The 20,238-nt window shown below is 59.2% G+C and carries 15 protein-coding genes; 4 read left to right on the top strand and 11 right to left on the bottom strand.

The window, feature by feature from the left end:
• The first annotated feature begins 107 nt into the window (after positions 1-107).
• Both M2103_RS01165 and M2103_RS01170 read left to right on the top strand, forming a co-directional pair.
• Positions 108-3,404 (top strand): BACON domain-containing carbohydrate-binding protein, encoded by a 3,297-nt coding sequence (locus M2103_RS01165; RefSeq protein WP_277508206.1) that lies wholly within the window; start codon positions 108-110, stop codon positions 3,402-3,404.
• A 120-nt stretch (positions 3,405-3,524) separates the two neighbouring features.
• On the top strand, positions 3,525-4,874 hold the full coding sequence (locus tag M2103_RS01170) for a DEAD/DEAH box helicase (RefSeq protein ID WP_277508207.1): 1,350 nt from the start codon (positions 3,525-3,527) through the stop codon (positions 4,872-4,874).
• Between the two features lie 237 nt (positions 4,875-5,111).
• Here M2103_RS01170 and M2103_RS01175 read toward each other — a convergent pair whose 3' ends face one another.
• From M2103_RS01175 to M2103_RS01220, 10 genes are all read right to left on the bottom strand, one after another.
• On the bottom strand, positions 5,112-5,981 hold the full coding sequence (locus M2103_RS01175; RefSeq protein WP_277508208.1) for an alpha/beta hydrolase: 870 nt from the start codon (positions 5,979-5,981) through the stop codon (positions 5,112-5,114).
• A 228-nt stretch (positions 5,982-6,209) separates the two neighbouring features.
• Positions 6,210-7,631: a glucuronate isomerase gene (gene uxaC / locus M2103_RS01180; RefSeq protein WP_277508209.1), complete on the bottom strand. Its 1,422-nt coding sequence runs from the start codon at positions 7,629-7,631 to the stop codon at positions 6,210-6,212.
• A gap of 203 nt (positions 7,632-7,834) precedes the next feature.
• Positions 7,835-8,992, bottom strand: a complete 1,158-nt coding sequence (locus M2103_RS01185) for a metallophosphoesterase (protein ID WP_277508211.1) — start codon at positions 8,990-8,992, stop codon at positions 7,835-7,837.
• Between the two features lie 146 nt (positions 8,993-9,138).
• Positions 9,139-9,888 carry an energy transducer TonB gene (locus M2103_RS01190; protein WP_277508212.1) on the bottom strand — a complete coding sequence of 250 codons (750 nt, stop codon included), beginning with the start codon at positions 9,886-9,888 and terminating at the stop codon, positions 9,139-9,141.
• A 36-nt stretch (positions 9,889-9,924) separates the two neighbouring features.
• Positions 9,925-10,767: a TonB family protein gene (locus M2103_RS01195; protein WP_277508214.1), complete on the bottom strand. Its 843-nt coding sequence runs from the start codon at positions 10,765-10,767 to the stop codon at positions 9,925-9,927.
• A 114-nt stretch (positions 10,768-10,881) separates the two neighbouring features.
• Positions 10,882-11,685 carry a DUF3108 domain-containing protein gene (locus M2103_RS01200; RefSeq protein ID WP_277508215.1) on the bottom strand — a complete coding sequence of 268 codons (804 nt, stop codon included), beginning with the start codon at positions 11,683-11,685 and terminating at the stop codon, positions 10,882-10,884.
• A 76-nt stretch (positions 11,686-11,761) separates the two neighbouring features.
• Positions 11,762-12,757 (bottom strand): MBL fold metallo-hydrolase RNA specificity domain-containing protein, encoded by a 996-nt coding sequence (locus M2103_RS01205; RefSeq protein ID WP_277508216.1) that lies wholly within the window; start codon positions 12,755-12,757, stop codon positions 11,762-11,764.
• 195 nt (positions 12,758-12,952) lie between these two features.
• The gene (locus M2103_RS01210) at positions 12,953-13,180 is read right to left on the bottom strand and encodes a hypothetical protein (protein WP_277508217.1); all 228 of its coding nucleotides are present in this window, start codon (positions 13,178-13,180) and stop codon (positions 12,953-12,955) included.
• A gap of 37 nt (positions 13,181-13,217) precedes the next feature.
• Positions 13,218-13,517 carry a zinc-ribbon domain-containing protein gene (locus M2103_RS01215; protein ID WP_277508218.1) on the bottom strand — a complete coding sequence of 100 codons (300 nt, stop codon included), beginning with the start codon at positions 13,515-13,517 and terminating at the stop codon, positions 13,218-13,220.
• A 108-nt stretch (positions 13,518-13,625) separates the two neighbouring features.
• Positions 13,626-14,879 carry an AI-2E family transporter gene (locus tag M2103_RS01220; protein ID WP_277508219.1) on the bottom strand — a complete coding sequence of 418 codons (1,254 nt, stop codon included), beginning with the start codon at positions 14,877-14,879 and terminating at the stop codon, positions 13,626-13,628.
• A 168-nt stretch (positions 14,880-15,047) separates the two neighbouring features.
• On the opposite strand from M2103_RS01220, the gene M2103_RS01225 reads away from it, so the two are divergent.
• Together M2103_RS01225 and M2103_RS01230 are read left to right on the top strand one after the other, a co-directional pair.
• A complete protein-coding gene (locus M2103_RS01225; RefSeq protein ID WP_277508220.1) occupies positions 15,048-16,802 on the top strand; it encodes a DUF4091 domain-containing protein in 1,755 nt (584 codons plus the stop codon).
• Between the two features lie 324 nt (positions 16,803-17,126).
• Complete coding sequence (locus tag M2103_RS01230) at positions 17,127-18,425, top strand: sulfatase (protein ID WP_277508222.1); 1,299 nt, start codon at positions 17,127-17,129, stop codon at positions 18,423-18,425.
• A 407-nt stretch (positions 18,426-18,832) separates the two neighbouring features.
• Here M2103_RS01230 and M2103_RS01235 read toward each other — a convergent pair whose 3' ends face one another.
• Positions 18,833-19,966 (bottom strand): Fic family protein, encoded by a 1,134-nt coding sequence (locus M2103_RS01235; protein WP_277508224.1) that lies wholly within the window; start codon positions 19,964-19,966, stop codon positions 18,833-18,835.
• Between the last annotated feature and the right edge of the window lie 272 nt (positions 19,967-20,238).

Consider the following 20,238-nt stretch of genomic DNA (forward strand, 5'->3'; position numbering starts at 1 on the left):
ATTATTGTTCGAAACATCGTTTTACCCCCACCTCGCGCGCCACCCCATCCGTGCCGTTGAAACTTTTTAGGATGGCACAAAAACCCAAAGCCATGTTCCCTCCACGCATGATCGCTTTCAAGAAACCCGCAGTCCGGAAGATTTTTCTAATCGGCACAACCGTGCTGCTCGTGACGGGAGTCGCCTTCATTTTTCATTCTAGGAAAGCCAGGCAAATTTCTCCGCAAACCGCAAAACAGCCCGTCGGCGTCACCGCGCCGCAATCCGTCGCGGACCGCCATAATCCCCAAACCGACACCGCAACTCTGATCGCGCCCGTTTCCGCCGGAACCATTGCAGCTAACCACGACCAACATCACCGCCGTCGCACAGACGTCCGCGCCTCGTTGGCAACCCAACCATCCGGCGCAAACGCCTCCGCCCCCGCCGGAAGCAATGATGCCGCCGGGACAGACGCGCTCACACAAAAGCAGCGCGCCATCCTCGAAACCATTCCCTCGGCCCGCTTCCGCGACGAACTCCTCTCCCTTGCCCCCGATGCCCGCACTTTCGCATTTAAAACCCTCGCGGCAAACCGCATACCCGCGGCGGATTTCGCCAGCCTGCACCTCACGCCCAAGGGGCATCTTTATTACGCGTGCCGCTTTGTCGCGGGAAACCATTCCGGCGGCGCGACGGCTGAAACTTCCACATCAGGCGCGCTCGATCCTGTGGTGGCCGCCGCCGCCGTTCCCATCAACCAGCCCCCCGTGCGCCACTCGCGCCCCGGCTCGACCAAGGTTCTCTTCCTCGACTTCGGAGGAGGCCTCATTGAAAACACCGCATGGAACAAATCCTATGAGGTCAATCTCTACCGCGCCCTCCCCTACAACATCGACGGCGACTCCACCACTTTCAACGAACAGGAGCAGGATAACATCGTCAAAATATGGGAGCGCGTTTCCGAATACTTCTCCGCCTTCGACGTGGATGTGACCACCGAAAAACCCGCCGTCTTCACCCGCACCACAGGCCGAGTGCTGATCACCCGCAGCAATGACGCCAACGGGAGAAAGATGCCCGCAGCCGCCGACGGCGCCGACGGGGTCGCGATTTTCCAGAGGTTTGGATGGCTCGGTTATGAAACCGATTACAGCCCCGCCTTCATTTATTATGACAAGCTGAATTCAATCAACGCCGACATCGCCTACGCCACCGCGCACGAATTTGGCCACAACCTCGGCCTCAGCCACGATGGCCCCGGCTATCAAACCAACAGCGACGATTTTGGCTATTATCCGGGACACGGCGCGGGCGCCACCTCTTGGGGCACGATCATGGGCAATGCCTACAACACCAACCGGAGAAATGTCTACCAATGGTCGAAGGGAGAATATTACAGCGCCAACAACAAGGAGGACGACCTCATGATCATTGAGGGCAAATTCGGCTACCGCGGCATCATCGCAGCCACCACGCGCGCGGCCGCGCTCCCGCTCACCACCGGCGATGACGGCATCCTCGGCGCGAGCGGCCTCATTCGCAACGCCGACGAACCCCACTACTACGGCATCAATCTCTCGGCCCCCGGCACCATCGACTTCTCGCTCTATCCGGCCCGCGTCTCCGGCACGGGCACGATCATAGGCAGCACCGACCTCAAACTCGAAATCCTCGACTCCTCGGGAAACTTAAACAGTTCCAACGACTCCCCCACCCTCACCCACGCAACGCTCTCCAGGCAGCTCACCGCCGGCCAGTGGTATTTGCGCATCACCTCCGGAAGCACGGGAAACCCTCATGCGAACAGCATTTCCAGCCGCACCGGCTACACCGCATACGGCAGCATCGGCCAATACACGCTCACCTCCAACCTCGTCCAGTCCAACCCATCCCTCGCCGCCGCGCTTGCCGGCGAACTCACATGGACGAAAGAGCCCGGCGCCGACACCGAATGGTTCGGCCAGACAACGACCACCCACGACGGGGTCGCCGCCGCGCAAAGCGGAACCCTCGCGCAAGGCCAGAGCAGCGGCGTCCTCACCACCGTCGAAGGCTCCGGCACCCTCAGCTTCTGGTGGAAAATATCCGCCGACGCAGCCGACACCCTCGTCTTTGCCACCACCGACCTCTCAACCGCCCTGACCGAAACCCCCGCGTGCATCACCGGGCAGCTAGGCTGGGAGAAAAAAATCATCCCCATCCCCACCACCGGCACACACCAGTTCGGCTGGACCTTTGACAAAGCCTCCGCCGGCACCACCGGCGCGGCTTGGGTCGATCAAGTCGTTTGGACACCCGACAACTTCAACCCTGTCATCGCACCCAGCACCAAGGAGGCCGACTCCGGCTCCGGTCATTTCACACTCACCGCCACAACCTCCAAAACATGGACGGCGACAACCGACGACTCATGGCTGGGCGTCACTCCCGCCTCCGGCAACGCAGGCAGCCAAACCCTCACCATCACCCACGACGCCAACGACACCGGCTCCCCGCGGCGCGCCACCGTCACGATTACCAGCGGCGGCATCAGCCGCGTCTGCGAAGTCGCGCAACCCGCGCACATCCCGCTCGCCACCGCGCTCGACAACAACCTCGTTTGGACGACCGGCGGCTCGAACATATGGCGCAGCCAGACCATTACCACGCACGACGGCCGGCACGCCGCCCGCAGCGGCATCATTCTCGGAACAAGCAGCACCAATGTGAACATCGGCCAAAACACCTGGCTGCAAACCACCGTCACCGGTCCCGGCATCGTCAGCTTCTGGTGGAAGGTCTCCTCCGAGGCCGAGGAACGCGACGAGGATGGCGATCCCTGGGGCGACATTCTGTATTTCAAGGTCAACGGAGAGGAACGCGCGCGCATCTCCGGCGAAAAAGACTGGGCGCGGCGCGCGGTGCCGATTACCGGCACCGGCGCGCAGACGCTGACGTGGCTTTACCAAAAAGACCCCTATCTTGACATCGGCGGCGACGCCGCGTGGCTCGACCAAGTGGTCTGGACAACCGGCACCGACATCACGCTCAGCATCAGCCCCGGCACCAAGCAGGTTTCCGCCAGCAGAAACACATTTCCCGTGACTGCTGATACCGATGTCGAATGGGCCGCGTCCACCTCCGTCTCGTGGCTGACCGTCTCGCCCGCCACCGGCGTCGCCACCGGCTCTTTCATAGTCACCTGCGCCACCAACAGCTCGCCAAACCCGCGCACCGGGATCATCACGGTCACGGCGGGCAATCGCACCGCCACCTGCACTGTCACTCAGCAAGGCGCAACAAACACCGGCTCCAACGACAATGACAACAGCGGCGGCGGTGGTGGTGGCGGCGGCGCTCCGAGCCTCTGGAGTCTGGCTTTGATCGGCATGTTATTCGGCATCCGAAAAATTGTCAGGATGCGCGCGCGCGGCACGCGCTGAATCGCGGCGGGCCAACGCAGGCGTCAGGGGAAGGTTGTGCAATTGAGTGCATAACGCGGGCACATTGTGTTTTCCCTCGCCAGACGCCGCGTTCGCTGCGCGTTATCAACGCCTACAATCATGCCATTCAAACAACTAGGACTGCCGGATTCACTCGTGCGCGGCGCGCAAACCATGGGGTATGCCCAGCCGACACCCATCCAGCAACGCGCCATCCCCGTCGTCCTCGACGGACGCGACCTCATAGGCTCCGCCCAAACCGGCACCGGCAAAACCGCAGCCTTCGCGCTGCCCATACTCGCGCGCCTCGGCGCGCACCGCCCCGGCCCGCCCCGCGTCCTCGTGCTCGAACCCACGCGCGAGCTCGCCGCGCAAGTCGAAACCGCGTTTCGCGAGCTCGGCCGCTTCACCAACTTGCGCGTCGCGGTCATCCACGGCGGCGTCGGTTACGGCAACCAGCGCGCCGCCATCCGAAACGGCACCGACATCCTCATCGCCACCACCGGGCGCCTGCTTGATTTCCTCCAGGAAAAAACCCTCTCGCTCGCCGGCATCGAGGCGCTCGTCCTCGACGAGGTGGATCGCATGCTCGACATGGGCTTCATCCACGACGTGCGCCGCGTCGTCGCCCAATGCCCCCCGAAACGCCAGACGCTCTTTTTCTCCGCCACCATACAGCCCGAGATCGAAGCCGTCGCGAAATTCGCGCTTCATGATCCCGAGCGCGTCGAGATCGGGCGCTCGCGCTCCGTCGTCGAAACCGTCACCCACGCCACGTATCCCGTGCTCCACGAGCAAAAGTTCGACATGCTCCTCGCGATTCTCAACCGCACAGACTTCCAAAGCGTGATCATCTTTTCGCGCACAAAGCACGGCGCGGACCGCATCGCGCGCAAGCTCAAGTCCGCCGGCCACACCACCGCCGTCCTCCACGCCAACCGCTCCCAAAACCAGCGCACCGAGGCGCTCGCCGGCTTCAAGGACGGACGCTACGAAGTGCTCGTCGCCACCGACATCGCCGCGCGCGGCATCGATGTGTCCGGCGTCTCGCACGTTATCAATTTCGACGTCCCCGAAAAACCCGACGACTACGTGCACCGCATCGGACGCACCGGCCGCGCCCAGGCCGACGGCGACGCATTCATGCTCGTCACGCCCGAGGAAGCCGGCGACCTGCGCGACATCGAACGCTTCATCGGCGCGCGCATCGAACGCCTCGCGCTCGACGGCTTCGCCTACGCCAACGGCGCCCCGCCTCACATCGACACCTCGCGTCCGATGAAAAACCCCCGCCGCAAGCAAGGTGGCGGCCAGCAACACCAGCGCGGCGGTGGCAATGGCGGACTCTCAAAAGGCGCGCGCGGCCAAAACCAATCCCGTTCCAGCAGCGGACGCCCGCACGGCGGTGGAAACCCGTCGCATCACCCCAAAGGCAAACCCGGCGGCCACTGGCGCCGCGGCGGACGTTGAGAAGTCGATCGTTTGCGGGCGAGTTTTAGGTCTTGGAGCATTTTCGGTTTATTCTGTCGTATTATTGGGTAGGGCGAACCGTCTCGGTGAACCGGGAATATTGCGGCTCACCCTGAGGGTTCGCCCTACCAAAGGCGTTATTCACGCGTTTTCTTGTCGGGCGTTTTTTTGTCATGACCAAGGGATTGCCAACTCTCTGATTTGCGACGCGGAGCGCCATCCATCACAGGCGGGACTCTATGGGGACGGTTCTTTTCCCCGTTCCTCAATAATTCGGTTCACGTATTTTTTTATTATAATCATTGCGCCTTCGCCAACCGCGCGGTGGTTGAGGCCGCCCATTTCATAAAACTCCGTCTGCTCATGGCCCAAGTTTTTCAGGCTCACGGCCAAAAGCTCGTTTTCCTCGACGCGGCTTTTCCATTCAATGCGCCGGTCGCCCACGATCAGGCAAATCGGCGGCAGGTTTTTCGAGGCATGATACAGCGGCGCGTATTCGTCGATTATAGGACGGTATTGCTCGCCGCGATCGCCGCGCAATTTTTTCACCAAAAAATGGGTCGTGACCTGCGCGCTCACGGGGATGATGCCGGCCAGTTTGCGATTCGATATTCCGTGGGCGGCCAGCCAGCGCTCGTCCATGCCCACCATCGCGGACAGATAACCGCCGGCGGAGTGGCCCGCAATAAACACCTTGTCCGGATCGCCGCCATGGGCCGCGATGTTTTTGATCACCCATGCGGTGGCTGCGGCGGCATCCTCAAGAAAGCAGGGAAATTCACCCTTGGGCGAAAGGCGGTAGCTGACGGCAACGAGCGCGATTCCCTGATTCTTGAGCGCGGGCAGGCGGCGCTTGCCGCCCGTCAGTCCGCCTCCATGAAACCAAACAATCGTGGGAAACCCCGCCCGATTTTCCGGGTAATACATGTCCATTTTGCAATGGCTCTTTTTATATTCGTCGGCATTCGCCAGCGCGTGGTCGTCGTAATATGAGATATTCAGCTTTGTCTCATAGGTTGTTGCTTTTTGCTCCGTTTTCTTTGCGCACAAAGGCAGGGAAAGCAAAAACACCAACAGGAAACTCGTCGGGTAAGTGAGTGTTTTCATGGGATGGTTGCGCATGATTGGTGTTTGATAGTTGAAAATCAAATTTTATCACCGAAACGAAAAAACACGCCCTGGCCGCTTCCTCTGCTTCTTGCGGAGCATGAATAACGCGCCCCTTTCAGTGTCGCGTTTTCAAAAACTCGTAACCCGGGACAGACGTTTTTGTCGTCAGCCCCGGGTTAAAAATATGCAACCCCATTGGGGTTATAAACTCATATCAACGGTTTGTCACATGTTGCCCGTTTCGAGGCCGAAGTAGCGTTTGGCGTTTTTGTAGCAGATGTCCTCGATCATGCCGCCGACCAACTTTTTGTCGGCGGGGATCAGGCCGGCGTCAACGTCGCCTCCGACCAGTTTGCAGAGCACGCGACGGAAATATTCGTGGCGCACGTAGCTCATGAAGCTGCGCGAGTCGGTCAACATTCCCACGAAGCGGCTCAGGAGGCCGAGTTGCGAGAGGGCGTTGAGCTGCCACTTCATGCCCTCGGCCTGGTCGAGGAACCACCAGCCGCTGCCGAATTGGATTTTGCCGGGCGTGAGGTCGTCCTGCACGTTGCCGATCATCGTCGCGAAGACGTAGTTGTCGGCGGGGTTGAGGTTGTAGATGACGGTTTTCGGGAGCGCGTTTTCGCTGTCGAGGCGGTCGAGGTAGCGGGCGAGTCCGCGGGCTTGCGGAAAGTCGCCAATGGAGTCCACGCCGGCGTCGGCGCCGATGCGCTTGAGGAGGCGGGTGTTGTTGTTGCGGATCGCGCCGAGGTGGAGCTGCTTGGTCCAGCCGCGCTTGGCGTCGAGGCGTCCGAAGGCGAGCATCATGAACCAGGTGAACTTGGCCGTGTTTTCGGGGCTGGCGGCCTTGCCGGAGCGCGCGGCCTTGAAGATGGCGGCGGCTTCCTTTTCGGTGCAGTCGGCGTCGGGGATGTTTTCCATGCCGTGGTCGGAGACGCGCGCGCCGATGGAGTGGAAGAACTCGTGGCGGTTGTCGATGGCGCGGAGGAGCGAGTCGAGGTCCTTGACGTCGATGTTGGCGCGGGCGGAGAGCTGGTCGCACCAGGCGTTGAAGACGGCGGGGTTGTTGACGACGAGCGCCTTGTCGGGGCGGAAGGTGGGATAGACGCGGGTCTTGAGTTTGGACTTGGCGATGGCGATGTGGTGCTCGAGCGAATCGACGGGGTCGTCGGTCGTGCAGACGACGTTGACGCGGTTTTTCGTGAGGATGCCGTGCGTGGAAAAGGCCTTCGTTTTCAGCTTGGCGTTGGCGAGTTTCCAGATTTTGGGCGCGTTGGCTTCGTTGATGACGAGGTTGATGCCGAAGTAGCGGCGCAGTTCGAGGTGCGACCAGTGGTAGAGCGGGTTGCGGAGGGTCTGCGGGACGGTTTTGCACCAGGCGAGGAACTTGTCGTAGTCGCTGGTTTTGTCGCCGGTGATGTAGTCCTCGGGGATGCCGTTGGAGCGCATGGCGCGCCATTTGTAATGGTCGCCGGCAAGCCAGATTTTATAGAGGTTTTCGAACTGGTGATTCGAGGCGATCTGGTCGGGCGGAAGGTGGCAGTGGTAGTCGAAGATGGGCTGCGTGGCGGCGTGGTTCTTGTAGAGCGAGCGCGCCCAGGGTGTGTCGAGAAGGAAGGTTTCGGGGAGGAATGGTTTGGCCATGGTCGGGATGTTTTTTGCCGGGTTGTTGTTTATTGAGGGAAAAGGGTTCGGGCATTTCGCGATTTTCGGACAGGTGAGTCAATTGAATTGGGAGTCATGTTTTGGAAAACAATTCCGCCCGGTTTCCCGCTGTTGGGAGACACTCAAAACGCCAGTCCATTTAACCACTAAACGGCGCAGAAAAAACCGGCTTCCGCGCCGCCCTACTTCGCGAACTCCACGGTCACGTCCACGATTTCGGATTTGCTGCCGATGCGCGCGGGGAACCCCCAGAGGCCGAGGCCGGAGGTGACGTAAACTTGGAAATCACCTTTGCGGGCGTGGCCGTAGGGAACTTCATACATGAAGCGAACAATCCACGTGACAGGCCAAACTTGTCCGGCGTGGGTGTGTCCGGAGAATTGCAGATCAACGCCGGCGGCTTGCGCACGGGCAAGTTCGCGAGGCTGGTGGTCCATCAGAATGATCGGGTGCGCGCGGTCGGCGTTGACGAGTATTTCGTCGAGTGTTTTGCGGGGCTTGATGCTGTGGTCGGCGCGTCCGGCAAGGGTGAACGCGCCATTGGCAAGGGGAATGGCCTCGTCGTAGAGAACGCGGATGCCGTGCTTTTCGAGGAAATCGAGGCTGCGCTTGGCGTTGGCATATTTCTCGTGGTTGCCGAGAACGGCGAACACGCCGAGGGGCGCGTGGAGTTTTTCGAGCTCGGCGCCCATGTTTTGTTTTTCGAGCGCGTCCACGCTGCGGTCAACAACGTCGCCGGGCAGGAGAATGATGTTTGGCTGGAGAGCGTTGATGCGGGTGACGAAGTCGCGGACGCGTTCGCGGCCGATGATGTCGCCGAGGTGCAGGTCGCTCGCGACGGCGATGCGGAGGACTTTGCCGGAGCCGGCGTATTGGCCGCCGAGCGGCTTGTTGATTTTGACGGCGAGGGGAGTGACGACGGGATTCGAAAAGCGCCAGTATCCAAAAGCAAATACAACAATCACCGCGGCGACGGTGACGGCGAGTGCGAGAACCTTGGCGCGCGCGTAGTGTGTCTCGACGCACTTGGGAAGGATGCGCCGGCGTTTGTTAACGAGGCGGATTACCTCCCAGAAAACAACCGCGACAACCCAATAGGGAAACGTGAGCATCCAGGTGACGCCGAGCACGCGCAGCCAGTGCCCGACGGGAACCCCGGCAACCACGGTTTCACGAAATGCGGAGCCGGTAAAAAAAGCGGAGGCGAAAAAGGCGAGCCCCGCGACCCACACGATGCGCAGCCAGCGTTTTTTGGGAAGCGCCTGTGTAGAGCGCACAAATATGCAGGCGCAGAGGAGCAGATAAACAACCAGGAAAATAATAAAAACGAGCGATGACATGCGGCGCGGATGGAGTGTTGTGTAAAAATATAGTGTTAACGCCTTGAGATGCTGTGTTTCGGAAAATGTTTCGCCGATATTCCCGAAAGTTTGCGGACGTCGCCAGCGGCATTCCGACTGCGCACTTATTGAACAGGAATCGTCGCTCAATCTTCCTCGCGCATGCGGAAGTCGGCGACCTTCGCTCCGCTTTGGCCATCTGGGCGGTCGCCGATGGGCCGCACGGTGCGGATGGCTTTCAACACGGAATCATCGAAGGCTCGGTTGCCTGAACTGCGGATGACTTTGACCGCGCCAATGGTGCCGTTGGCGTAAACTTGAAACTCGATGCGCACGACAAGCTCGCTGCTCAGACCCTCGGGTTTTTCCTGCGCCTGCCGGATGCGTTGCGCAAGAAGCGCGAAACAGGAATCCATTTGATTTTGGATGTGTGCGCTTATCGGCGCGTTGAATATCGCGGGTTGGGAAACGGGGACGAGGTTTTCGAATGTCGGCGGTTTGATTGAGTTGGGGACAACCGGTGGTTTTGTGAATGTGGTTGTGTTATTACGAACGGGAGGGCGTCCATATTTTTCCCTGAACTCGCGTTCCGTCATTCGAGTTCCCAGCGGTTGAGCCGTCTGCTGTTGGGTTTCCTGCGCGACTGGCGGGAGTGGTGGCAGTGGTTTGATTTTGGGACCGACGATTGGCGGGATGTCCGCCGGGGCGTTTTCGCTGGGAACGAGAGTGCGCGGCCAGAGCTCAATCGTATCGTTTGGCGGTGTCGCAGGCGTGGTTTTAAACTGGTAAATGCAGAGAACGGCGAGGCAGGCGGTTGCCAGATGAATCAGCATCGAAATGCCGTATGCTCCGGCGTGGTGCGTGGGAGCGGGGGAGATTACGGTTTGTGTGCCCATGGCGTGTCGGTCTCGTCGCGTCGTTATTGTTCGCGCTCAGTCTTCCTCGCGCATGCGGAAGTCGGCGACTTTGGCGCCACTTTTCCCGTCCGGACGCGGACCAATGGGCCGCACGGTGCGGATGGCTTTCAACACGGAATCATCGAAGGCTCGGTTGCCTGAGCTGCGGATGATTTTTACCGCGCCAATGGTGCCGTTGGCGTAAACCTGAAACTCGATGCGCACGACAAGCTCGCTGCTCAGGCCCTCGGGTTTTTCCTGCGCCTGCCGGATGCGTTGCGCAAGAAGCGCGAAATAGGCTTCCATTTGGTCGCGTTCCGCGGCGGTGAGCGCGGTGCCGCCCGCACCGGCCCCGCTGCCGATGCCGCCGAGCACGCCCTTGGCGACGCCCTGGCCGATCTTTGGGGCGACGACTTTTTTTCGCGGTTTGGCCTTGTTGATTTTTTGCGATGGGAGGTTTTTGTTTTTGCTGGCGTTGAGTTTGTCGAACTCGGCCTTGGACATTCTTTTTGGGGGCGTCTCCGTTTTCGGGGTGGTTTTTGGCGCGACCGTTTTTTTGGGCGGCGGAATGACGGGCGCGTTGGGCGCAGGGGTGACGACTGGTTGTGGCGGCGGTTCGACAACGGGGTCGAGCGGGGAGAGGTTCAGGTCGGGAACCTGATCGATTGTTTCCGGCGCGCCGAGCGCGGGAGCTTGCCTGGCCATGTAATCGTCCCCGGGACCGGCGACGAGTTCGATGATTTGGCTGGAGGGCTTTTTCCGAACGTCGCTGAGGTAATAGGTCGAGAGCAGCACGGCGAGCACGACGGCGCCGTGAATCATGAGCGAAATGCTGTATGATCCGGGCGAGTGTGCGTGCATTGAGGCGGCGTGACCCATGGCGGGAAAGGCTGAAGGACTGAATATCTGAAAGGCTGAAGGTTCGAAAATCTTGGAAAACAGAAATCTGAATTGCGAGCGTTTTGCTTGGTTGGGCCAGCTGTTTTCAGCCCTTCAGTCTTTCAGCTTTTCAGCCTTTTTCCGCGGCGGCGTGTAGTCGGTGAGGTGCGCGGTGCCGGTGCCGTATTTGAGTCCGAGTTGGAATTTCACCGGGAGGCGCCGGGCGTCTTGCGAAACCCATACTCGCACGGTGGCGCCTTTTTTGAACATGCCCCGGGGCGTGGTGCCGGGCGCGGGCTTGGGTTCGAGAACAAGCGTGTCGAGTTCGCCCCAGGGCGTTTTGACTTTTTCGTGGCCGGTGGCGGTGACGAGGAGGTCGTAAAAATCGTTCTCGAAAATGGCGGTGATGGGGCGCGAGTCGCCGGGCTTGATGTCCCACGCGCGCGTTTGCACAAGGGCGGTGATGAGATCCATCACCTGGCTCTTGGGAATGGGGAGCGTGGCGCTTCTTTCCGGACGGAGAAAGTCGTCGTAGCGCAGCGTGCCGGCGATGTGGTTGAAAACGGCCATGGCGTGCGCGCGTTTTTTGCCGGAGGTGGATTTGGTTGTGATGGCGAGGAGGCGTCCGTCGATCGCGTCGAAGACGCAGTCGCCCGTGGCCTCAAGGGTGTAGAGTTTGCGGACGACGCCGCTTGTGGCGAGCCGCGTGGTGACGCGGATATTGGGAAGCCCGCCGATGATTTCGTTTTTCGCGTTGACGGTGATCTCGCCCGCGTGCGGAAAGATTCCCCAGCCGACGCGGAACTTCATGCTTTCGCCGTCGCCGAGAGCGATGATTTCGTTGCCGGGGAGCGGAGTGGCGAATGAAAACATAATGAGGGCGGCGGCAATGTGCGCGGTGCGAATGAGAAAATTCATAAAAATGCGGAGAACGAATCGGGCAAATGCGGTGAAGGCGTCTAGTTTGACGCAAAACGGGCAAATACGTTGCCAATCAATCGAGCGAAAGATCGAGCTGGGTGTTTTTATCGAGCGGCCAGGCCTCGATGCCGCGTCCGCGAAGAGTCCCGGCGAATTCGGCGGTGGCGCCGTGCGTGGTGTAAACAAGACGCGGGCACACAAGTTCGACGTAGCGCAGCAGGTCGTTGTAGTCCGCGTGATCGGAAAGTGGAAACGCGGTGTCGCAGCGCATGCGGTAGATCGTCGAGGTGTCGACGGCCCATCCGGAAATCATGGCGGTGCGGCGCGCTGGGATTTTTTTAAGAAAGGCGGAGTTTTCCCATTGCGGGGGGCAGATGACAACGTGGCCGGCAAGCGCGCGCGGGTCGGCGTCGAAGGGCGCGTGCGGCGGAAAGGCGAGGCCGAGGTTTTCGTAAACGCGGGTCATGCGCAGCGTTTTTTCGTGGAGCATGACGGGGAGTTGCGCCTCGGCGATGCTGCTGAGAATTTCCTGGCTTTTGCCAAGGCTGTAACCGTAGAGGACGGGCGTGGCGCCGGCATCAAGCGTGTCGCGACAAAAGGCGATGATATCGGCGAGGACTTTTTCGGCGGGCGGAAACACATAGCGGGGTTTGCCAAATGTGGTTTCCATGACGAGGGTGTCGGCGCGCGGCGTGGCGCAAACTTCGGAGGAGCGTCCGGGGCGGAGCTTGAAGTCGCCCGTGTAAAGAAGCGTGCCGTGTTGCGCGTGGTCGATGAGGCATTGCGCGGAGCCGTGAATATGCCCCGCGGGATGGAGCGTGATGGTGCACTCGGGCGTGAGCTGCTCGGTCCGGCCAAAGGCGAGGTGATGCTCGACGCGGCGCCCGCGCAAACGCGCGCGCATGAGGCGCGCGGTGCCGGGTGTGCAGATGATTTCCTTGTGCGCGGCGAAGTGGTCGAAATGCGCGTGCGAGACGAAGGCGCGAGGCATCGGCTTGGTCGCGTCGAGCCACCAATCGATCTGCGGCAGATAAATGCCGTGCTTGAACTGGCGGATTTCCCAAGGCATGTGGACGCTGCGCTGCGCTACGCTAATTTATAATTGATAATGAAGAATGTAGAATGGGGAGTTTCCGCGCCAATGATGGCATCGATGCCGGCGAGCGGGCGAAGGTGCGCGGAGTGATGGTGCGGAGCGTGATGGCGTGCCCTGTTTTTCATTCTACATTATCAATTATTCATTCTTCATTAGGCCGAAGGCCGCTCAGCGCCAGATGATGGTGCCGATGGCGAAGAGAACGCCGACGCCGAGTATGATAGCCGTCCAGAAAAGGCGGCGGGCGTTTGCGCGGCCCTGCTCGATTTCGTTTTTGACGAGGAGCTGCTTGTAGGCCGCGGCGATGTCTCCGCTGTCGTCGTTGTCGGACGGGACATTGGCGGCATCCGCGGCGTTTTGCCCGGGCTGGGCGGGAGAGTCTTCCGGTGGATTCATTTCGAAATTGTCGATTGTCAGTGATGCGACTCGCACCTCAGCGCAGCAGGAACATCGATGCCAGAAACGCGAGCACGAGGCAGGCCGTGATGGTAACGATGACAACGTGCTTGAGGCGGTTGCGGCTTTTGCGCGGTTCGTGGCCGATCTCCGTCAGGAACCGCGAGTGCGCGGCGGCGAAATCCTCCTCGTCGGGCGGCAGGTCGAGTCCGTCGGCGGGGTCTTGTTCGCGCCAGCCGGTGCGCTCATCCGCGCCGCAATTCGGGCACGCGCGGGCGTTCGGCGAAAGTTCGGTGCCGCAAATGGCGCAATAACGTGGTGCGGGCGGACGGGACATGTCGGGAAAATTAAGAGTTTAGAATTAAGACTTAAAAAGTAGAAGGCGGGTGAAAATAAAGTGAGCGGGAGATTACGCGCGAGGGCTCTGTTTCTTAATTCGCAAATCTTAATTCTTAGCTTCCGCAACGGGCTGCGACTGTCGAAAATATTTTCGTTTCAACAACCGCCAGAAGGTCACGAAAAACGCGGTGAAGGGAATCGCGAGCAGCATGCCCATGATGCCGCCGAGCGCGGTGCCCCAGAAAAAAATCGCGAAGATGATCACCGCCGGATGCAGGCCGGTGCGGTCGCCCATGATTTTTGGCGTGAGCAGCCAGGACTCGATGAGTTGCACGACGACATACACGATCGCGAGTTTGAAGATGAGCACCATGCCGCCGTCGGGCTGGAAAAACGCGAGCGGGAGTGTGATGAGAATTCCGGTGATCGTGCCGAGATAGGGAATGATGTTCAGGATGCCGAGCGCGAGTCCGATGAGCACGCCGAATTGCAACCCGAACGCCCAGAAGCCGATCGCCAGCATCACGCCCATGATGAGCGCGATGGTGAGTTGTCCGCGGAAAAACGAGACTATGATCGCGATGAATTCGTTGACGAGAAACACAATGTCCTCGCGCAGCCCCGGCTTGAGAAAGGGAAGCTGCTCGGCGAGTTTTGCCGTCGGCTCGGAGCGCGAGAGCAGGAAGAAAAACAGGTAGATCGGAAGGACGGCGAAATGGATTGTGAAGCTGATCGTGGAAAACACGCCCGCGCTGACCGCCTTGAGCGAGGGCAGAACAAGCGAGGGCAGCTTCGAAAGTTCGTCGCGCAGGTTGTTCAGCACGGAGGCGATGGTGGGATTTTCATACAAACGCTCCGCGAGGCTGAGCCAGTCGGGCCAGTGGGTTTGCACGTATGCGGTGATATTTTTCCCCAGCTCCGGCACGTATGCGATCAAGTCGAGGAGCTGGCTTGCGAGCGGCGGAAGCAGCATGATCAGCAGCGCCGTTATCAGGATAATGAACAGCGCGTAGAGAATGATAACCGCGAGCAGTCGGCGCCCCTTGAACACGCGCTCGAGCACGCCGACGGCGGGACGCAGGATGAGCGCGAGCACCCCGGCAATCGCCACGGGCCAGAGCACTCCCGAAAACACACCAAGCAGTTGGTTGACCAGCATGAGGATGGCAATCAGAAGCACCGCCGACACCGCCGTGGCGAAAAGCGTGATTGAAAAGCCGAGCGTGCGGCGTTGCCGCGGTGAAAACATGCCGGCGATTTTTGACTCTGCCGTCTGTTGGGTTTCGGGCGCGGGTGTGGGAGTTGTCTCGGCCATGATGCGGGCGATAAACTCGTGCGCAAAGCCGCCTGCGGCAACCAAGAAAAACGGGAGGCCGGCGCGGCATCAATGATGGAGGCGAGCGGCGCGGCTAGGTTCGGGTTGACTGACGGATGCAAGTGCTTGAAATATGCAAGCTTCACGCGCGCCGAAACGCCGCATGACAAAAAATCGCCTCCGCCTCCCAACCCGTCAGTTATCCGACATCCCATGAAAAAGTGCCTCCTCGTTTTGCTGCTTGCGGGACTCTGCTCCTGCTCGCCTTCCACCCGCCGCGCCGCCACGAGTCACGACTGGTCCGAACCGGCCGATCCCGCGGGCGAATCCCCAGCCGCCGCATGGAGCGCGGTCGAGGGGTTTAATGTGTCGTTCGGCAGCATCGACGCCCGCTATCCGCGCTCGCAACCATTTGCCGGTGCCCCCATGCGCGAGCACAATCTTGTCGGATGGAAGGGCGAGAAGTTGTCCGCGCAGGCGGTCGTGTGGACGTCCGCGGAGGTCAAGGACCTCGAATGCAAGGTCGGCGATTTTGTTTCGGCGGACGGCGCGAAGCTCAAGGACATCGCCCGCGCGCGATTCGTGAAATACGTGTTGAGCGACCAGTTCAACCGCAAGAAACCTTGCGGCGCGCGCCAGCCCGGCGAACCGTCGCACTTGTCCGCGGACATGCTCGACGAAGTCACCACGCTGACCGTTCCGGCCAAGACCGCGCGCCCCGTGTGGATAACCGTCGAGGTGCCACGCGACGCCAAGGCGGGACGCTATCGCGCCGACGTGGAGATCAAGGGCGCCGGCGTCAAGCCGCGCACGCTCACCCTCAATTTGGAAGTGACCGGCCGCACGCTGCCCAAGCCCTCCGAGTGGGCGTATCACCTCGACCTCTGGCAGCACCCGGCGGCGGTCGCGCGCGTCCAGGGCGTGGACGTGTGGAGCGACGAACATTTCCGCCTGATGAAACCCCTCATGCGGATGCTCGCCGACGCGGGACAAAAAGTGATCACCACCAACGTGAACAAGGAGCCCTGGAACAACCAATGTTACGACGCCTACGCCGACATGATCATCTGGACAAAGCACCCCGACGGCACATGGGAATACGACTTCAAGGTCTTTGACCGCTGGGTCGAATTCATGATGGGGCTCGGCGTGAACAAAATGATCAACTGCTACTCCATGCTCCCCTGGAACAACATGCTCCACTACAAGGACGCCGCGACGGGGAAATTCGTGGACGTGAAGGCCGACCCCGGCACCCCTGAATTTCGCGAAATGTGGGCGCCGTTTCTGCCCGCATTCCAAAAGCACCTGCGAGAAAAAGGCTGGCTGAAAATCACCAACATCGCGATGGACGAGCGCTCCGCCGAGCACATGGCCGCGGCCACGTCGCTCCTCGCGGAAGTCGCCCCGGAGCTGGGAATCGCGCTCGCCGACAACAAAAAGATTTTCAAAAAATATCCCCACATAAAGGACATGTGCGCATCGATCTTCGGCCCCATCGACCATGCCGACATCCTCGAGCGCCGCGCCAAGGGCCTGACAACGACCTTCTACGTGTGCTGCTCGTCCGAGTTTCCAAACACCTTCACCTTTTCCGATCCCGCCGAGGCGGTCTACCTGAGCTGGCACGCCGCCGCGCACGACTACGACGGCATGCTCCGCTGGACCTACAACTCCTGGACGGCGGCCCCCATCCGCGACTCGCGCTTCCGCACCTGGGCGGCGGGCGACACCTACATTGTCTATCCCGAATGCCGCTCCTCGATCCGCTTTGAACGCTTGGTCGAAGGCATTCAGGACTGGGAAAAAATCAGGCTGCTAAAACGCGAACTCTCCGCGGGCGACGCGACCTCGCGCGAAAAACTGGAGGCCTTCGAGTCGCTCCTGTCAGCCTTCCGCAAAGCTTCCAGAACCGACGGCTGGAACGACAGGCTCAACGAGGCAAAGCAGTTGCTGAACACGCTATAATAAAAACGAATGATTTTCGTCAAAATCACCACGAAACTGGAAAACTTTTTTGTAGGGGCGCACCTTGCGTGCGTCCTCATTTGCAAAAAACTGTTTGCATGCGTATTCACAAAAAAGGACGAACGCGAGGGCGCACGTAAGGTGCGCCCCTACGGGCTTCGTCTGTGCGACTGTGTAATACAATGATATTTTTCAACATATTATAATATATCAAAAAACATGAAAACAATTACCCCCTTGGCATCATTGCTTGGCGCGGCTGTGGTTGGTGGAGTCCACTGCGACGCGGCCCCCACAATATCAAAACAACCACCGAACATTTTAATGATACTGGCGGACGACGCGCGTTTCGACGAGTTCGGCTATGCCGGAAACAAAATAATACAAACGCCCAACATCGACAAACTGGCCGCGCGCGGGGTCGTGTTCAACAACGCCTATGTGACCACTGCTATTTGCGTGGTCAGCCGTGCAAGCATTTTTACAGGACAGCACGCCAGGGCGCACGGCATCTGGAACTTTTCCGACCCGGTCGGCCACGAACGCTGGCAGCGCACCTATCCGCACCTGCTGCGCGCGTCGGGATATTACACGGGCATGATCGGCAAATTCGGCATCGGCAGAAAACCGGAGCATTTGCCGTCGGACGATTTTGATTTCTGGCGCTCGCGTCCGGGCAACCTCTCGTATTTCGACAAATCCTCGCCGGAGCACCTCACAAAACGCATCGGCGACCAGGCGCTGGAGTTTCTATCAACCGCGCCCGCAAACAAACCATGGTGCCTGAACATCGGCTTCAAGGCCCCACACGCGCAGGACAAGGCGCCGAGGGAATTCCCGCCCGACGCGCGCGACGAGGAACTCTACAAGGACGCCGCCATCGCCCCGCCCCCGACCGCCACGGACGAGGCGTTCAAAAAACTGCCCCAGTCGGTGCAACGCTCCGAGGGCCGCAAGCGCTGGCTCGTGCGTTTCGCCACCGACGAAATGGCGCTGGAAACAACGCGCGACATTTACCGCCTGGTCACCGGCATGGATCGGGAGGTTGGGCGAATCCTCGATGAACTCGAAAAACGCGGCATGTTGGAAAACACATTGATAATATTCACCTCGGACAACGGCTTCGCGCTCGGCGATCGCGGCATGTCGGACAAATGGTATATGTATGAGGAGGGCGTCCGCGTGCCGCTCGTGATCGTGCCCCCGCGCGGCGCGGCAAAAAGCGCGTCCAAACGAATCGACGACATGACCCTCAACATAGATTTCGCGCCCACGATGCTGGACTACGCCGGAGTCAAAATACCCGAAAAAATGCAAGGCGTGTCGCTGCGTCCGTTGCTCGAAAAAAAGAAACGCGGAAAGACGCCCGCATGGCGGACGGAGTTCTTTTACGAGCACCGCACCCTGCCAAAAATGATCCCGCCCAGCGAAGGCGTGCGCAGCGGCAAATGGAAATACATCCGCTGGACGAGCGAGACACCAGTCACGGAAGAGTTGTTCGACCTGGAAGCCGACCCGAACGAATTGAACAACCTCGCCGGCAACCCAACCATGGCGGAAACGCTGCAAAAAATGCGCGAGCGTTGCGAAACGCTAAAAGCGCAAGCGGGCGGCTCGTTATGATTCATAATAGCCAACCGCAACTCCTAGGACGTTTCCAATAATACAACCGGGATCGTGTGCCTCCAGTTGTAGCGATTGGATGATAGTATGAAATCCTTCATGCCAGCCAAAGGGAAAACATCAGCAGCATTACAGAACAAATCGAAATTGATGCGCTCTCAATCCAGCATCTCGTTTAATGAAAAAATAGCGAAATATAAAACAGTCCGGCATGATCAGCCGCACATTTTTTGCCCCTATCGATATCAAGGCCAAGATGTATGAGCCGGTGTATTGCGAGTTCGCGTGAGAATCCACGCATGCCAACACAAAGCCGCGAAGGAACCGTGCGTTGCCCTTTCGCGGCTTTGTTGCGTATATTAAATGCAAAAAATTAATGAGCCCCGGCTTTCGAAATAGGTTTTCACTCATTTGAATAGGGCGAGATAATCGCGGAAAACAAAAAGCCGGTTTCTGCGCTGACCGGTCACTTCGGTCAAAACTCCAGCGGTCACGAGGTCATTGATGATGCTGGAGACGGTGTTGATGGTTGTGCCGACGGCCAGCATCGCTTTTTTCACATCAATAACCGGCCGGGCATAAAGGTGGCGCATGAGCAGGCGCGCCGTTGACAGGCGTCGCGTGCTGAAGCAGGGCAGCACATCGGTGTCAATGCGTTGCTTGAGTTTGATGATGGATTGGAAAACTCCGGCCGAGGCTCGCGCGGTTTCCTCGACCCCATGCAGGAAAAATACCAGCCATTCCCGCAAGTGGCCGCCGTGACGCACAGCCATCATGTGATCCACATACGCCGTCTTGTTCCGTTCAAAATAGTCGGACAAATACAGCGCGGGCTTTTTAAGCAACCCCGTTGCGGCCAGATACAGGGAAATCATCAGTCGTCCCAAGCGCCCGTTTCCATCCAGAAAAGGATGAATGGTTTCAAATTGATAATGGGCGATCGCGATGCGGACCAATGGATGCGCAAAAATCGTCCTGTCATTCAGCAACTGCTCCAAGTCGCTCATCAACTCCGCCACATGCTCATGATGGGGAGGCACAAAGGCGGCGTTTTTCAAGCTCACGCCGATCCAGTTCTGGCTGGTTCGAAACTCGCCCGGTTGTTTGTGCCGCCCGCGCGTGCCTTCCAGAAGCACCGCATGGGTTTCTTTTAGCAGGCGGTTTGAAAACGGAAGCCGGTCAAGCGACCCGATTGCGAAATTGATTGCACGGATATAGTTTTGGACTTCCGCCCAGTCGTCCCTGGCCTCCGGATCCAAGTCGACCGCGTCCTTGAAGGCGTCTTCAATTCCTGTTTGAGTGCCTTCGATGCGACCCGATTGCGTGGCTTCCTTTGCCACGTGCATCTGGATAAAAAAGTCGATGTCGGGAATCAATTGGGCAAAGGCGTTCAATTCGCCCAGCGCCCGGTCTGCCCGCCCCAGCAAATCGGTCAATTCGGCATCTTCGACTTCCCATTCGTGGCGAACCAATTCAGGCAGGAACGCCTTGTATTCAAAACGTTGTTCGTAGCGTCCGGCTTGGAATGTGGAAATATTCATTTTTCAGAAAAAGCTTTGTTCCTGAATTAAATGCCTTGGTTATTTCAAAAAATCGAACGTTTAATTTAAGAAAATGGCCAATTTCTGAAATAACGATGGGCGTTATGTCATTTACGAAAGAGATTTATTCTTTGGAGCATGTTCAGTTGATTGTCGCAAAAATGCCTTTTGGTAGGGTGAGGTTACCCCTGATTTGTGGACAGGAGGTGCAGACATAACCACAAAAGAAAAACAAACATGCCAAAAACAAAACCAGCCTACACGCCGGAATT

The sequence above is a fragment of the Ereboglobus sp. PH5-5 genome, assembly GCF_029504805.1.
Lineage (GTDB): Bacteria > Verrucomicrobiota > Verrucomicrobiia > Opitutales > Opitutaceae > Ereboglobus.

What these genes read in the sequence shown, in the direction of transcription:
- M2103_RS01165 (WP_277508206.1), top strand. Translation starts at nt 108, where the DNA reads ATGATCGCTTTCAAGAAACCCGCAGTCCGGAAGATTTTTCTAATCGGC.
- M2103_RS01170 (WP_277508207.1), top strand. Translation starts at nt 3,525, where the DNA reads ATGCCATTCAAACAACTAGGACTGCCGGATTCACTCGTGCGCGGCGCG.
- M2103_RS01175 (WP_277508208.1), bottom strand. Translation starts at nt 5,981, where the DNA reads ATGAAAACACTCACTTACCCGACGAGTTTCCTGTTGGTGTTTTTGCTT.
- uxaC (WP_277508209.1), bottom strand. Translation starts at nt 7,631, where the DNA reads ATGGCCAAACCATTCCTCCCCGAAACCTTCCTTCTCGACACACCCTGG.
- M2103_RS01185 (WP_277508211.1), bottom strand. Translation starts at nt 8,992, where the DNA reads ATGTCATCGCTCGTTTTTATTATTTTCCTGGTTGTTTATCTGCTCCTC.
- M2103_RS01190 (WP_277508212.1), bottom strand. Translation starts at nt 9,888, where the DNA reads ATGGGCACACAAACCGTAATCTCCCCCGCTCCCACGCACCACGCCGGA.
- M2103_RS01195 (WP_277508214.1), bottom strand. Translation starts at nt 10,767, where the DNA reads ATGGGTCACGCCGCCTCAATGCACGCACACTCGCCCGGATCATACAGC.
- M2103_RS01200 (WP_277508215.1), bottom strand. Translation starts at nt 11,685, where the DNA reads ATGAATTTTCTCATTCGCACCGCGCACATTGCCGCCGCCCTCATTATG.
- M2103_RS01205 (WP_277508216.1), bottom strand. Translation starts at nt 12,757, where the DNA reads ATGCCTTGGGAAATCCGCCAGTTCAAGCACGGCATTTATCTGCCGCAG.
- M2103_RS01210 (WP_277508217.1), bottom strand. Translation starts at nt 13,180, where the DNA reads ATGAATCCACCGGAAGACTCTCCCGCCCAGCCCGGGCAAAACGCCGCG.
- M2103_RS01215 (WP_277508218.1), bottom strand. Translation starts at nt 13,517, where the DNA reads ATGTCCCGTCCGCCCGCACCACGTTATTGCGCCATTTGCGGCACCGAA.
- M2103_RS01225 (WP_277508220.1), top strand. Translation starts at nt 15,048, where the DNA reads ATGAAAAAGTGCCTCCTCGTTTTGCTGCTTGCGGGACTCTGCTCCTGC.
- M2103_RS01230 (WP_277508222.1), top strand. Translation starts at nt 17,127, where the DNA reads ATGATACTGGCGGACGACGCGCGTTTCGACGAGTTCGGCTATGCCGGA.
- M2103_RS01235 (WP_277508224.1), bottom strand. Translation starts at nt 19,966, where the DNA reads ATGAATATTTCCACATTCCAAGCCGGACGCTACGAACAACGTTTTGAA.